Source organism: Micromonospora sp. NPDC049801 (assembly GCF_040656575.1).
Lineage (GTDB): Bacteria > Actinomycetota > Actinomycetes > Mycobacteriales > Micromonosporaceae > Micromonospora.
Genome location: NZ_JBFAMS010000030.1, coordinates 13,367 through 28,323 on the forward strand (window position 1 = coordinate 13,367; position 14,957 = coordinate 28,323).

General features: G+C 71.5%; 10 protein-coding genes. 7 read left to right on the top strand and 3 right to left on the bottom strand.

The genetic code is table 11. The annotated features are described in order from the left end of the window. The first annotated feature begins 137 nt into the window (after positions 1 to 137). From AB0I89_RS32535 to AB0I89_RS32555, 5 genes are read left to right on the top strand one after another with little or no spacing between them, the layout of a single operon-like run. The gene (locus tag AB0I89_RS32535; protein ID WP_357134582.1) at positions 138 to 2,264 is read left to right on the top strand and encodes a molybdopterin oxidoreductase family protein; all 2,127 of its coding nucleotides are present in this window, start codon (positions 138 to 140) and stop codon (positions 2,262 to 2,264) included. 16 nt (positions 2,265 to 2,280) lie between these two features. After that, the gene (locus AB0I89_RS32540) at positions 2,281 to 2,628 is read left to right on the top strand and encodes a molybdopterin oxidoreductase (protein WP_357134558.1); all 348 of its coding nucleotides are present in this window, start codon (positions 2,281 to 2,283) and stop codon (positions 2,626 to 2,628) included. Then, positions 2,628 to 5,135 (top strand): nitrite reductase large subunit NirB, encoded by a 2,508-nt coding sequence (gene nirB / locus AB0I89_RS32545; protein ID WP_357134560.1) that lies wholly within the window; start codon positions 2,628 to 2,630, stop codon positions 5,133 to 5,135. Before AB0I89_RS32540 ends, nirB begins: the two co-directional genes overlap by 1 nt. Beyond that, positions 5,135 to 5,464 (top strand): Rieske (2Fe-2S) protein, encoded by a 330-nt coding sequence (locus tag AB0I89_RS32550; protein WP_357134562.1) that lies wholly within the window; start codon positions 5,135 to 5,137, stop codon positions 5,462 to 5,464. The genes nirB and AB0I89_RS32550 overlap by 1 nt, the downstream gene beginning before the upstream one ends. 54 nt (positions 5,465 to 5,518) lie before the next feature. Continuing rightward, positions 5,519 to 6,910, top strand: a complete 1,392-nt coding sequence (locus AB0I89_RS32555) for a nitrate/nitrite transporter (RefSeq protein WP_357134564.1) — start codon at positions 5,519 to 5,521, stop codon at positions 6,908 to 6,910. Between the two features lie 48 nt (positions 6,911 to 6,958). Here AB0I89_RS32555 and AB0I89_RS32560 read toward each other — a convergent pair whose 3' ends face one another. Together AB0I89_RS32560 and AB0I89_RS32565 are read right to left on the bottom strand one after the other, a co-directional pair. Beyond that, the gene (locus AB0I89_RS32560) at positions 6,959 to 8,134 is read right to left on the bottom strand and encodes a hypothetical protein (protein ID WP_357134565.1); all 1,176 of its coding nucleotides are present in this window, start codon (positions 8,132 to 8,134) and stop codon (positions 6,959 to 6,961) included. After that, a complete protein-coding gene (locus AB0I89_RS32565; RefSeq protein ID WP_357134566.1) occupies positions 8,131 to 9,249 on the bottom strand; it encodes a ThiF family adenylyltransferase in 1,119 nt (372 codons plus the stop codon). Before AB0I89_RS32565 ends, AB0I89_RS32560 begins: the two co-directional genes overlap by 4 nt. Before the next feature lie 298 nt (positions 9,250 to 9,547). Here AB0I89_RS32565 and AB0I89_RS32570 point away from each other — a divergent pair, with 298 nt between their 5' ends. Together AB0I89_RS32570 and AB0I89_RS32575 are read left to right on the top strand one after the other, a co-directional pair. Continuing rightward, complete coding sequence (locus AB0I89_RS32570) at positions 9,548 to 12,352, top strand: tetratricopeptide repeat protein (RefSeq protein WP_357134568.1); 2,805 nt, start codon at positions 9,548 to 9,550, stop codon at positions 12,350 to 12,352. Next, entirely contained in the window at positions 12,301 to 12,993 is a 693-nt protein-coding gene (locus AB0I89_RS32575) for a WYL domain-containing protein (RefSeq protein ID WP_357134570.1), read from the top strand. The genes AB0I89_RS32570 and AB0I89_RS32575 overlap by 52 nt, the downstream gene beginning before the upstream one ends. A gap of 254 nt (positions 12,994 to 13,247) precedes the next feature. Here the strand turns inward: AB0I89_RS32575 and AB0I89_RS32580 are convergent, their stop codons facing one another. Beyond that, positions 13,248 to 14,141 carry a sulfite exporter TauE/SafE family protein gene (locus AB0I89_RS32580; protein WP_357134572.1) on the bottom strand — a complete coding sequence of 298 codons (894 nt, stop codon included), beginning with the start codon at positions 14,139 to 14,141 and terminating at the stop codon, positions 13,248 to 13,250. Between the last annotated feature and the right edge of the window lie 816 nt (positions 14,142 to 14,957).

Genomic DNA, 14,957 nt, shown 5'->3' on the forward strand with positions numbered 1-14,957 from the left:
GGGCGGCCCGGACAGAGGTGGCGGACGGCGAGCCACAGCCACGACCATGACGCAGCCCGAGGGTCGCAGAGCGTTACGGCCTCGGCATGGATCGGAAACAGTGCCGGGCAAGCATCGGACGGGTGAGCGCATCGTCCATGATCGATACGCACTGCCCCTACTGCGCCATGCAGTGCGGGGTATCGCTGACGATCGGCGACGGTCCGCCTCAGCTGGCGCCCACCGAATTCCCGGTCAACAGGGGCGGGCTGTGCGCCAAGGGATGGACGGCCGCCGAGCTTCTCGACCACGGCGACCGGCTGCTGAGCCCGCTCGTCCGCAAGGATCCCGGCGATCGCACCAGCCCGTTGCGACCGGCAGACTGGGACGAGGCCCTCGACCGTATCGTCGACGCCATCCGCGCCGGCCAGCACCGGTACGGCCCGGACAGCGTCGGGGCCTTCGGTGGCGGCGGGCTGACCAACGAGAAGGCGTACGCGCTGGGCAAGTTCGTCCGGGTGGCGCTGCGGTCGGCGTCGATCGACTACAACGGCCGGTTCTGCATGTCGTCCGCGGCGACCGCTTCGAACCGATCCCTCGGGATCGACCGTGGCCTGCCGTTCCCGCTGGCCGACATCGCCCAGGCGCAGGCTGTGCTGTTGGTCGGTGCCAATCCGGCCGACGCGCTGCCGCCGTCGATGCAGTACTTCGACGCCGGACGGGCCGCCGGCGCCCGGCACATCGTCGTCGACCCCCGCCGTACGACCACCGCGGGCGGCGCTCATCTCCACCTGCAGCCACTGCCGGGCACGGACCTCGCACTGGCGAATGGGCTGCTGCACGTCGCGATTCGCGAGGGCCTGGTCGACGAGACGTACGTGCGCGACCGCACGAGCGGCTTCGACGCGGTCCGGGCCACCGTCGCGGCGTACTGGCCGGACCGGGTGGAGCGGATGACCGGGGTACCGGAACGGGACCTGCGGGAGACGGTACGGCTGCTGGCGGCCGCCACGTCGGCGATGGTGCTCACCGCCCGTGGCGCCGAGCAGCACAGCAACGGCACTGACACGGCGCAGGCGTACCTCAATCTGGCCCTCGCCCTGGGACTGCCCGGACGGCCTTTTTCCGGCTACGGCACGATCACCGGGCAGGGCAACGGGCAGGGTGGGCGTGAGCATGGGCAGAAGGCCGACCAACTGCCCGGCTACCGGCGCCTGGACGACCCTGCGGCGCGCGCGCACGTCGCGGCCGTCTGGGGCATCGACCCGGACGAGCTGCCCCGGCCGGGCCGGTCGGCCTGGGAGATGCTCGACCGGCTCGGGACCGACGACGGAGTACGTGTGCTGCTCGTGTTCGCCAGCAACATCGCCGTGTCGGCGCCACACGCCAACCGGGTGATGGACCGGCTGCGGGCGCTGGACCTGCTCGTCGTCTCCGACATCTTCCTCTCCGAGACCGCAGCCATGGCCGACGTGGTGCTGCCCACGACACAGTGGGCGGAGGAGGACGGCACGATGACGAATCTCGAGGGACGCGTCATCCGCCGTAGGCGGGTCATGTCACCGCCGCCGCAGGTCCGCACTGATCTGCGGATGCTCGCCGACCTCGCCGGCCGGCTCGGCCGCGGCCGCTACTTCGACGACGATCCGCGCCGCGTCTTCGACGAGTTGCGCCGAGCCAGCGCCGGCGGGACAGCCGACTACGCCGGAATCACCTACGAACGCATCGAGGCTGAGCAGGGGGTCTTCTGGCCATGCCCGAGCGAGGACCACCCGGGTACGCCGCGGCTGTTCACCGACCGGTTCCCAACCGCCGATGGGCGGGCGAAGTTCTTCCGGGTGGAGCACCGCGATCCGGCGGAACTGCCCGACGCCGACTACCCGTATGTGCTGACCACCGGCCGCAACATGCAGCAGTACCAGAGCGGCAACCAGACCCGCCGGGTCGGTGCGCTGACCATGGCGCTGCCCGACGCCCGGGCGGAGCTGCACCCGGACCTCGCCCGCCGGCACGGCATCGCCGACAACGACGTGGTGGAACTGCGCAGCCGGCGCGGGCGGGCCTTCTTCCGGGCGCGCCTCACCAACGGCATCCGCCGCGACACCATTTTCGCACCGTTCCACTGGGGCGGCAGCTCCGCCGTGAACGCGCTGACCGACCCGGCGCTGGACCGCCATTCGCGGATGCCGGCCTTCAAGGCCTGCGCGGTGTCGATCGTGCGCGCGGGCGGCCCGGACGACACCGACCTGCTGACCACCCGACCGCCCAACCCAGCGTCTCAATGATCAAGGGAGCATTGCTGTGCACACCACTCCCCGTTTCCTGCAAGGCGTCTACAGCTTTGAGGGCAAGGGTCTCGACCGGCCCGGCCTCGTCGACGGCACGCTCAGCTACGTGGTGCCGGGCGGCGTCGTGGCCCAGCCGGTCTACTTCCGCGGCGGCAATGCCAGTGCTGAGCTGATCTGTGTCCTGCTCATGCGCGACGGCCAGCCGATGCGGTACTTCCCGATCGGCGCCAAGTCCGACGTCCACGTGCCCCTGCGGGTGGTCGAGGACCTCGACTCCGGCACCAGTATCGAGGTACACGTGGCGGCGCCCGCCGGGGTGTCCGGCACCGTGATCGTCGACCTGGGTCTGGTCGAGGTCTGATGGACGTCGTCGACCAGCGCCGACGCCTCGTCGTGGTGGGCAACGGGATGGCCGGCGCCCGCACGGTCGAGGAGATCCTCGAACGCGGCGGGGGCGATCAGTTCGCCATCACGATGTTCGGCGAGGAGCCGTACGGCAACTACAACCGCATCATGCTCTCCAACGTGCTCGCCGGGGCCGACGACGAGGCGGGCATCTTCCTCAACGACTTCTCCTGGTACGCCGAGAACGGCATCACCCTGCACGCCGGCACCCGGGTCACCCGCATCGACCGCTTCGCCCGACGGATCTACGCGGACGACGGCACCGAGACGCCGTACGACAAGCTGATCATCGCCACCGGCAGCCGGGCGTTCGTCCCGCCGATTCCCGGCATCCACCGCCCTGGACGCGGCTACCACCAGGGCGTGTTCGCGTTCCGCACCATCGACGACACCCGCAACATGATCCGGTACGCCCGCGAGCACGAGCGCGCGGTGGTGATCGGCGGCGGTCTGCTCGGTCTGGAGGCCGCGCGCGGCCTGCAGAACCACCTGCCCCACGTGACCCTGGTGCACGCCGGCGACCATCTGATGAACGCCCAGTTGGACGCCCAGGCGGGCGCGATCCTGCGGCGCAGCATCGAGCGACTCGGCATCGAGGTCGTCCTCGGCGCGCACACCACCGAGGTGCTCGGCAAGCACGCCGTGACCGGGGTCAAACTCAAGGATGGCCGGACCATCGCCTGCGACGTCGTCGTCGTGGCCGCCGGCATCCGGGCGAACGCCGAGGTGGCCGCGACCAGCGGGCTGCCGGTGGAGCGGGGCATCGTGGTGGACGACCAGATGCGCGTCCAGGACGAGGTCGACATCTACTCGGTCGGCGAGTGCGCCCAGCACCGCGGCGAGACGTACGGCCTGGTGGCTCCGCTGTGGGAGCAGGCTCGGGTGCTCGCCGACCACATCACCGGAGCGAACCCGCACGCGGCGTACCACGGCTCTCGACTGGCCACGAAGCTCAAGGTGGCGGGGGTGGACGTCGCGTCGATGGGCCTGAAGGAGGCGGAACGGGACGACGACGAGACGGTCGTCTTCGCCGAGCCGCGCAAGGGCGTCTACAAGAGCATCATCATCCGCGACGACCGGCTTGTCGGCGCGACTCTCCTCGGCGACGTGCGGAAGGTCGCGTTCCTCGTGCAGGCCTTCGACCGTGGGCTCGCCCTGCCGAAGGAGCGGGTCGAGATGTTGTTCGACCTCGGCGCACCATCGGCCGACGTGAGTGCCGCGGAGCTCGGCGACGACGTGCAGGTGTGCAACTGCAACGGCGTCACCAAGCGGGCGCTGGTCGACACCGTGCAGGGCGGCGTGAAGACGCTCACCGGTGTCATGGACGCCACCCGTGCCGGCAAGGGCTGCGGGTCGTGCAAGGGCCTGGTCGCCCAGATCGTCGAGTGGGCCGCTGACGGCAAGGTCGAGGACGACCCGGCCGCGAGCTGGTATGTCCCCGGTGTGCCGATGCCCAAGGCGGAGCTGATGGCGGTGATCCGCGAACACGGCCTGAAATCCGTCTCCGCGGTGTTCGCCACCCTCGTGCCCGGCGGCGCGGAGGACGCGAAGAGCAAGATGGGCCTGGCCTCGCTGTTGAAGATGATGTGGGGCGACGAGTACGTCGACGAACGCGACGCCCGCTTCATCAACGACCGGGTCCACGCCAACATCCAGCGAGACGGGACCTTCTCGGTCGTCCCCCAGATCAAGGGCGGCGTGACCACCCCGGCGCAGCTCAAGCGGATCGCCGAGGTGGCCGAGAAGTACTCCGTACCCCTGGTCAAGATCACCGGCGGCCAGCGCCTCGACCTGCTCGGCATCCGCAAGGAGGACCTGCCGGGGGTGTGGGCGGACCTCGACATGCCGTCCGGGTACGCCTACGGCAAGAGCTTCCGGACGGTGAAGACCTGCGTCGGCTCGGACTTCTGCCGCTTCGGCGTCGGCGACTCCACCGCTCTCGGCATCGCGATCGAGGACCGGTTCAAGGGCATCGAGGGCCCCGGCAAGATGAAGCTCGCCGTCACCGGCTGCCCCCGTAACTGCGCCGAAGCGTACGTCAAAGATCTTGGTGTTGTCGCCATCGACGGCGGCCGGTGGGAGATCTACGTCGGCGGGGCCGCCGGCGCCCACGTACGCAAGGGTGACCTGCTCGCCGTCGTCGACTCGCCCGCCGAGGTCATCACGCTGACCGGCCGGTTCCTGCAGTACTACCGGGAGAGCGCGAACTGGTTGGAACGCACGTACGCGTGGGTTCCCCGGCTCGGCATCGACCACATCCGGGCCGTGGTCGTCGACGACAGCGACGGCATCGCGGCGCGGCTCGACGCGACCATGGACGCCGCCGTGGCCGCCTACCGCGACCCGTGGCTGGAGCGGCGCGACCCGGTCACTCCCGGGCAGTTCCGTACCTCCCTGCCATTGGCGGTCCTGCCCCAGGTGCCGGTCAACGGCGCCGGTCCGGCATCCGCGAGGCGGGCGTGATGGCCAAGCTCGTCGCCGTGGAACACCGGCTCGGGCCGGTGGACGAGATCCCCCACGGGGAGGGGCGCGCCTACGCCGTGGGGGCCGACATGATCGCCGTCTTCCGGCTGCGTGACGGCAGCCTCCGCGCGGTGTCGGCGGTCTGCCCGCACGCCGGCGGACCGCTCGCGGACGGCCTGGTGGATACGAAGGTCGTCGTCTGCCCTCTGCATCAGAACAGCTTCGACCTGGCGACCGGCTGTTCAACCACCGGGCAGTCCCCACTCACCGTGTACCCGGTCCGTGCCGACCCCGACGGACGCCTGGTGGTGGGCCTGCCGCCCACCTGAGCGACCGATCGACCAGGGTGTCGAGCCGACCGACGACCTTCACCGGGAGGAACCATGACCACGACCGTTCCCGGCAGCATCGAGCAGGACCGGCGCAGCCTGACCCTTCGCGGACACTGGATCGACGACTGGCGGCCCGAGGATCCCGTCTTCTGGGAGCGCCGGGGATCCCGCATCGCCCGACGCAACCTGATCTTCTCGATCTACTCGGAACACATCGGCTTCTCCATCTGGACCATGTGGTCGGTGCTGGTGCTCTTCCTTGGGCCGCAGTACGGCATCGACCCGGCCGGGAAATTCCTGCTCACCGCCGTGCCCGCGCTGGTCGGGTCGGTGCTGCGGATCCCGTACACCCTTGCCGTGGCCCGGTTCGGCGGCCGCAACTGGACGATCATCAGCGCGTCGCTGCTGCTGATCCCGAGCCTGCTCGGCGCTCTCCTGATCCAGCCCGGCGTCTCGTACTCGACGCTGCTGCTCATCGCCGCGCTGGCCGGCGTCGGCGGCGGGAACTTCGCCAGCTCGATGGCGAACATCAACGCGTTCTACCCGGACCGGCTCAAGGGCTGGGCGCTCGGCGTCAACGCCGGCGGCGGCAACCTCGGCGTCGCCGCGGTCCAACTCGTCGGCCTGTTCGTGCTGGCGGTCCTGGGGGCGGGCAGTCCCGGCATCGTCGCCGGCATCTACCTTCCGGCGATCGTGCTGGCCGCACTCGGATCCGCGATGTTCATGGACAACCTCAGCCATGCCCGCAACGAGAAACGGGCCATGCGCGACGTCACCCGCGAACCGCACACCTGGATCATGTCCCTGCTCTACATCGGCACGTTCGGGTCGTTCATCGGCTTCGGGTTCGCCTTCGGCCAGGTGCTTCAGGTGCAGTTCGCCGACACCTTCGACACCCCGGTGAAGGCCGCGTACCTGACGTTCCTCGGACCGCTGCTCGGCTCGCTCATCCGTCCCGTGGGCGGTGTCCTGGCCGACCGGCTCGGCGGGGCCCGGGTCACCTTCGTGAACTTCGTGGCGATGGCGGTCGGCGCGTCGATCGTCCTGCTCGCCTCCCAGCGACACTCGCTGCCGTTGTACCTGGTCGGTTTCATCGCACTCTTCGTGTTCAGCGGCGTCGGCAACGGCTCGACGTACAAGATGATCCCGGCGATCTTCCGGGCCAGGTGCGGTGTGCAGTTGACCGCCGCCGGCGCGGCCGACCCGCACGACCGGGTGGCGGAGCACGAGGCGCGGCGCCTCTCCGGCGCGCTCATCGGCGTCGCCGGTGCCATCGGCGCGTTCGGCGGAGTCCTCGTCAATCTTGCCTTCCGGCAGTCGTTCCTGACCTACCAGACCGCGGATGCGGCCTACATCGCCTTCATCGCCTTCTACGCGATCTGCTTCGTCATCACCTGGTTCGTGTACCTGCGCCCGTCGTCCGCTCGGCTCCAGGGCGTCTGACGGCGACGACCCGGGCGGTCGTCGCCCTGACCGGAGCTGTCGGTCGGTTCACCGACCCGCTCGGGTGCGTACCGCCCGGACGGCCAGCACCAGCGTCGCCACGATCGGCGCGTAGACCAGCAGGGCCGTCACCAGACCCCACCACAGCCTCGCGCTGCCCACCCCGGCGGCGAACCCGTCGGCCGCCCAGGTGGCGACGTAGCGCAGCAGCGGCAGGTAGAACAGCACGAAGTAGCCGGCGGCGAGCAGGCACCCGGCGAGCCAGACCCAGCGGAACCAGGTGCCCACCCGCACGTCGTGCGGGTCGGCCCGGTCCAGCTCGGCGCGCTGCCGCTCGTCGAGCCGGCCGAAGGCCCGCCGCAGCAGCAGGGACTTGACCCGCCACAGGTCACGGCAGCCGATCGCGGTGACCAGGACGGCGTACAGGTCGGTGCGCAGGAAGATCATGCACTGCCAGAGCGTGCTGGCCACCAGGACGAAGACCAGCGCCGGGAGCGGGCGTACCGGCCCGAGGACGAGCTGCCCGACCAGTAACGCCGCGAGCAGGACCATGTCGACGGCCAGCCCGGCGAGCTGTGGGCCGTAGCGTTGGCGGCGCGGCACGCTCCACAGTTGCGACAGGTCGGTCTCGAAGACCAGGAAGAACAACCGCCGGTCGATGCCGAAGCGGGTCCGCAGGTCCAGGGCGCGCGCGGCCAGCCAGTGCCACGCCTCGTGCACGGCGACCAGGGCGTACGTGACCGGCAGCATGATCAGCAGGCTGGTGCCGACGTCACCGGTGAGCAGGAGATCGGCCGGTCGGGGCCAGAGGTCCGGGCGTACCAGGAGGCACGCCACCACCCCGATCGCGGCGGCGGCGTAGACCACCCACGCCACCCGGGAGAACAGCGGCCGAACCAGTGCCGCCGGAGGGCCGCCGGTCCAGGAGCGTTGCTGCACGGCGGCGGTCGGCACCGGCACGGGCGCCTGGTCGCTGTCCACGAACCCCAGCTCGGTCAGGACGGCGACGAAGTCGTCCACGTCCACCGGCTCGCCCGCGAACGCCTCGCCCCGTTCGGCGGCCTCGGCGAGCGTGGCCCCCTCCAGCAGCGCCCGGATGACGACGCCACCCACCGCGGGCATCGCGACGTAGGTGCCCCGCTCCGGGTCGCCGACGAGGACGTCAGTGCCCTCCTCGACGACCGTCAGCGGGCGCAGCCGTACCGTGCTCGTGGTGTCGGTCATGACGCGGCGGCGGTGCGGGCGCCGGCCGTCGCGCACATCGCGCAGTCCGCGTCGCGTGGCCACGGCTCGCGGCTGGGTCGGCAGCCCGCCGAGAGGTCCACCAGCACCTCGGCGCCCGCCGCGTACGGCGGTTCGTAGCCGGTCAGGTAGCGCAGCGCCTCGAACGCCACGAGGGACCCGACCAGCGCGGCCGACGGCCCGTTGGCCCGGTTGAGGCGGGAGATGCGGGCGCTGAGCCGTTGCGCGGTCATGGCGGCCGGCTCCAGCACCGACGCCGGGACGTCCCGGCCATCGCCGTAGGCGCGGACCCGGCATTCGTAGCAGGCACTGCGGCCCGGATCGACGGAGAAGTAGATGAGCTGGGAGCCGACCATGCCGCCCCGGATCCAGGGCACCCCGGCGCGCAGGCACGCCTCGTTGACCCAGTTGTCGATCCGTTCGCCCTGGTCGACGCCGGACACCACCAGGTCGACGCCGGGCAGCAGGTCCGCGATGTCGTCGGGGCCGCCGATCCAGCGGCGTACCGCCTCGACGGTGATGCCGGAGTGGAAGGCGCGCACCCAGTCGGCGGCGCGGTCGACCTTGGTGGCGCCGAGGTCCGCCTCCCGGTACAGGAACTGCCGGGCGAGGTTGCGCGGCTCCACCTCGTCGGCGTCGACCAGGGTGAGCCGGCCGACGCCGAGGCCGGCCAGGTTCTGCAGCACGTTGGAGCCGAGCCCGCCGGTGCCCAGTTGCAGGACGTGGGCGTCGCGCACCCGCCGCTGCAGGTCGGCCTCGCTGGTCTCCAGGGTCGCGTACAGCTCGAAGAAGGCGAGGTTGCTGAAGTCTCGGCCGACCCGGGCGCGGTCGACGTGCCGGTCGAGGTCCCGCAGCAACCGAAGGCCGTCGAGCGCCGCCAGGGCGCCACTGAGGTCGTCGGTGCTCACCTCGACCCCGTCGGCGGCGAGGGCGGCACGTAGCTCGGCGACCGTTCCGGGCTGATTGGACAGTACGGTGAGCAGCCGTTCCACCTGGCCGTCCGGGTCGTCGAGCTGCACCGAGCGGCTCGGGTCGCAGACGACGACCAGACCGTCGCCGACACGCTCCCACTCGCAGGGCTTGAGGCCGACGCGCATGACAAACCTCCGGGTCCGAGGATGGTTTCACCGGGGTGGGCGGCCGCCGGCGAGCGACGGCCGACCACCCGGCTTGATCAGGAATCGGGGTACTGCGTGGTCTTCACCGACTCCACGGCGCGAACGACGATCTTCATGGCTGCCTCCCTCCCCTCTCGGCTCGACCGACCACCTCCGGACCCCCGGGGGTGCCGTTGCGGTCGGGCACGAAGAGAATGGCAACCGACGATGGGCCGGTACGTTGTGGAATCGTTGCGATGCCGAAGGTGGCTGATGCTGTGCGGGTCTCGTGGTGAACGTGCGCGCCAAACCGGTCGGATACCGTCTGCTCGGCCCGGTGCAGGTCCTCGCCGGGGCACGACCGGTCGACCCGGGGCCACCGCGACAGCGGGCGGTGTTGGCGGCGTTGCTGGTCGACGCGGGCCGGGTCGTCGAACAGGCCGCGCTGGTCGACCGGGTGTGGGGCGAGCACGCCCCCGCCGACGCACGGGGCAGCCTGCGGGCGCACGTCACCCGGATCCGGCAGGTGTTGCGCGAGGCGGCCGGTGACGCCGACCCGCCGCCGCTCGTACACCGCTCCGGCGGGTACCTGCTGGAGATCGACGAGGAACTGGTCGACCTGCACCGGTTCCGTCGGTTGCTGCTGCGCGCCGGGGACATCGCTGACGACCGGGAACGGCTGGCCACCCTGCGCGCGGCGATCGGGCTGCGGCAGGGCGTACCGCTGGCCGGCATCGCCGGGGACTGGGCCGCCCGGATGCGGGAGAGCTGGACCCGGGAGCACCTGGACGCCGTGGTGGCGTGGGCGGACGCCGAGCTGGGTGCGCACAACCCGGCCGTCACCATCGGGCCGCTGGCCGAGCTGACGGCGGAACACCCGCTCGTGGAGTCGCTCACCGCCGCGCTGATGCGGGCCCAGCACGCGCTCGGGCGCACCGCCGACGCGTTGCGGGAGTACGCCGCACTGCGGACCCGGCTGGCCGAAGCGCTCGGAGTCGACCCGGAACCGAACCTCCAGATGCTCCACCAGGCGCTGTTGCAGGGCGCACCCCCGCAACCCCGGGCCGCGCCGGCCGCCGGTACGCCGGCCCCGGTGCCGGCGGAGCTGCCCACCGACGTCCGCGGCTTCGTGGGGCGCACCGACGCCCTGGCCGGCCTCGACAAGCTGCTGGCCGAGCCCACCGGGGTGGCGACCGGCGGCGTGATCGCGGTGGTCTCCGGCACCGCCGGGGTCGGCAAGACCACCCTGGCCGTGCACTGGGCGCACCAGGTGGCCCACCGGTTTCCCGACGGCCAGCTCTACGCCGACCTGCGCGGCTTCGACCCCGGCGGGGTGCCGGTCCGGCCGGCCACCGCGCTGCGCGGCCTGCTCGAATCCCTCGGCCTACCGCCCGAGCGGATTCCCGCCGACCCGGACGTGCAGGCGGCGCGCTACCGCAGCCTGCTGGCCGGCAAGCGGATCCTCGTCGTGCTCGACAACGCCCGCGACGCCGACCAGGTCCGGCTCCTGCTGCCCGGCGCACCCACGTCGGCCACCGTGGTCACCAGCCGCGACCGGCTCGCTCCCCTGGTGACCGCGCACGGCGCCCACCCGCTCGCCGTCGGCGTCCTCGATCCCGACGAGGCCCGGCTCCTGCTGGCCCGCCGCCTGGGCGTCGACCGGGTGGTCGCCGAGCCAGCCGCCGTGCAACAGATCATCGCCGCCTGCGCGCGGCTGCCGCTCGCCCTCGCCATCGTCTGCGCCCGCGCACAGCAGACCGCGTTCCCGCTGACCGCGATCGCCGCCGAACTCGCCGACGTGCACGGCCGCCTCGACGCCCTCGACGCCGGCGATCCGACCACCCGGGTACGCGCCGTCTTCTCCTGGTCCGAGGCCGCGCTGAGCGCCGACGCGCGGCGGCTGTTCCACCTGATCAGCCTGCACCCGGGCCCGGACGTCGGCGCGCACGCCGTGGCGAGCCTCGCCGGGCAACCGCTGTCCCCCACCCGCGGTCTGCTGGCCGAACTGGTCCGCGCCAACCTGGTCGCCGAACCGGCGCCCGGCCGGTACGCCCTGCACGACCTCCTGCGCGCGTACGCCGCCGAGGAGGTCGCCCCCGACGACCGGCGGGCCGCGCGGTCGCGCCTGGTCGGCCACTACACGCACGCCGCGCACGCCGCGAACCGGCTCGTACACGCCCAGCGGGACCCCATTGCGCTCCCGCTCGACCCGCCGCCGGCCGCCGACACGCCGGAGCACCTGGCGGATTCGCGCCAGGCGACGGCGTGGTTCCACGCCGAGCGCGCCGCCCTGCTCGCCACGCTGCGCCTCGCCGCCGAGTCCGGCCTCGACCGGGAGGCCTGGCAGCTCGCCTGGGCCCTCGACACGTACCTGGAACGCCGTGGGTACTGGTACGACCGCGCCGTCGCCTGGCGGACCGCGCTCGAGTGCACGGACCGGCTCGGCGTCCCGGCCGCGCGTGCCGGCGCCCACCTCAGCCTCGCCCACACCGACCTGCGGTTGCAGCGGCTCGACGACGCGCAGGAGCACCTGCACCGCGCCCTCGACCTCTATGTGGGCAGCGACGACACGGCCGGGCAGGCGTTCATCCACCGCCTCTTCGCCTACCTGCACGAGCACCGGAAGGACTTGCCCAGCGCCCTGGAGCACGCCCGCCGCGCCGTCCTGCTCTACCGCACGGCCGGGCACGAACGCGGGGAGGCGTTCGCGCTCAACGCTGTCGGCTGGTGCCACACGCTGCTCGGCGACCACGCCACGGCCGTCGAATACTGCGAACACGCGCTCAGCCTCCTGCGGCGGGTGGGCGACCGCGGCGGTACGGCCGCCACCTGGGACAGCCTCGGCCACGCCCGACACCACCTCGGCCAGCACGGTCGGGCCGTCGACTGTTACCGGCAGGCCCTCGGACTGTTCCGAGAACTCGGCTACCGCGCCCACGAGGCGGACACCCTCACCCACCTCGGCGACACCCACCTCGCCGCGGGCGACACGGGCGCCGCGCGGGCGGTGTGGCAGCAGGCCCTGAGCATCCTCACCGACCTCGACCATCCATGGAGCGAGTCGGTCCGCGCCCGCCTCGACGCCCTGCCTTCCTCGGCGTAGTCCGTGCGCCGACGGCGGCGGCGAAGATCCGGCGGGTACTGCCCGAGCGGCTCGCCCACCGGCTCGACACGGTGCTCGAATCCCTCACCTTCACGGCGCCGCCCGGCGAGTTCGCCGTCCCGGAGGCCGGGCTCCTGCTCACTCTCGCCGATGCCGTGCACCACCGCCGGCCGGTCTCGATCAGGTACACCGCCGCCGACGGGCGGCACAGCGAACGCACGCTGCACCCATACGGGCTCGTCGCCCATTCGGGCCGGTGGTACGTCACGGGCGTGGATCCCGAGATCGGCGAAGACCGGACGTTCCGGTTGGATCGCATCGCAGACGCGAGGACCCTGCCCGGCGCGTTCGAGCCGCCCGCCGGACTCGATCCGGCGCAGCGCGTCCTCTCCGGGCTCGCCAAGGCTCCGTACCAGCATCAGGTGACACTGTGGATCCAGGGGACGGTCGAGCAGATCCGCGCCCGACTTCCCGCCAGCGTCGCCAGCGTCGCCAGCGTCGCAGGAGCCGCCGGCCGGGCAAGACGCAGATCCGGAGACCGAGCGCTGGCTCCGCGTCGAGCTGTGGGCGGAGCGCCTCGACTGGTTGCCTCCGGTGCTCGCGTCACTCGACAGGCCATTTGTCATCGAGCAACCGGATGACCTCCGCGGTCTCGTCATCGCGCTCGCCGACCGGCTTGCGACCTCCGCCCGTGCGGGTCGCCGCGAGGGTGACCGCCAGGTCCGGCGTCGCGGCGCGGCCGACGAGGCGCCCGAGTCCGCCGAACCGCCGGCGTCGAAGGCGGCGCGCCGCAACCCGACAACTTAGCCCAGCGGCGCTGCGCGGTCGCCCGCCGGCACCTCTCGGAGCACGGCCGGGAGGTGCCGGCATTGTTGGTCACCTGGATCGGGGCCGGTCAGCTGTTACCGATCGGGACGATTTGGTGCTGCTCCCTCCGGTGTTGACGGATCGAGTACGTCACGGCGGCCGCCCAGATCCCGCAGACGACCGCGTAGCAGCCATAACGCAGGGTGGCCGAGGCATCGAACCAGTCACTGCGGAGCAGGGTTCGGCTGTTGGTCAGCACGATCATGCCGCCGACCGCCGAGCCGAGCACCCGGGGCGGGACCAGGCGTACGAGCCAGGCCGCCACCGGCGCGGCGACCACCCCGCCGACGAGCAGCGCGATGACCCAGCCGACGTTGATGTTCTCCGCACCGATACCGACGAGGAAGCCGAGGCTCGCCGCGACGGCGACCAGGAACTCACTGGTGTCGATCGACCCAATGACCTTGCGTGGTTCGAGCCTGCCGCTGGCCAGGATCGCCGGGGTGCCGATGGGTCCCCAGCCGCCGCCACCGGTGGCGTCGACGAAGCCGGCGAGCAGGCCCAGTGGACCGAGGAATCGCTTGCGCAGCGGCTTGCCCATGTTGCCCTTCGCCAACCCGAAGGTGGTGAAGCGGACCAGGAGGTAGCTACCGAGGGTGAGCAGGATCAGCGACATGATCGGTGCCGCCGCATCGGTGGAGAGGCTGGACAGGAAGGTCGCGCCGGCGAAGGCGCCGACCGCCCCCGGAATGCCGATCCGCGCGACGACCTTCGCGTCGACGTTGCCGAATCGCCAGTGGGCGGCACCCGAGGCGAGGGTCGTGCCGATCTCGGCGAGGTGCACGGTGGCGGAGGCGGCGGCGGCATGGACGCCGACGGCGAGCAGCAGGGTCGTCGAGGTCACGCCGTAGGCCATGCCGAGACTGCCGTCGACCAGTTGGGCGCCGAGACCGACCAGGGCCAGCAGGAGAATCTTGCGCATGAGGGACCACCAGTTCGTTGGGGGCAGGTGGAAGGGGAAGCGGACCGCTCGGGTTGGACGGGCGGGTGGGCGGCCCGTGGGCGAGGTCCTGCCGGTCCGGGTTGGCCGGCGGGCATCCGGCGGTGCCGCCGGGCACAGCGGGCGTGGCGACCCGTCGACCCCGCGGGTGTCGAGGAACGGACGTACGGAGGGGTGGCGTGGAGCCACCGCCGTGGAGGGCTCGCGAAGCACGCCGCGCCCGGCTCGAACCGGCGCGACCCGGTGCGGCTGACCGGGGCCTCCCCGGCGGTGGTCGGTTGAGCGACGAGCGGGTTGCCCCGCTCGATGACATGGCATTTTGCCGGTTGATTCTCCCCCTCTCCGATAGGCATTACGAACATTAAGCGAGGGCCGACCGGGACCAATTCCATACTCAGGAGATAGGAATGGTTCCGGCCCCACCAAACCGACCAGATAAGAGTGCTTTTATAAGCCGGATCTGCAAGACGATAGTGATAGACATCACTTTCTCTGCCGGGCTAGTAACACTTCTGAATTCAAAGTACGTCGATAGTTAACACCGCGCCTCGCGGCCGGAGCGAAGCCGCCGGCCGCCCAACCGAGGTCAGGCCGTCACGGCTTGGCGGACGGAAGATGTCCCGCGTCTCATCGATGCGATCGGAAGAACCGCAGGCCAGCGGGCTATTTTGGGAAAGTTAACTGAGCCGTAACTAAGCTGGCCTAACTTAATCGGAGCCCGAGATCGATAGGCGACAATAAGCTGCGGGCGGCAACCTCGGTTGATCATCTGATTCATTCGGTCGCGCTCGAGACCCG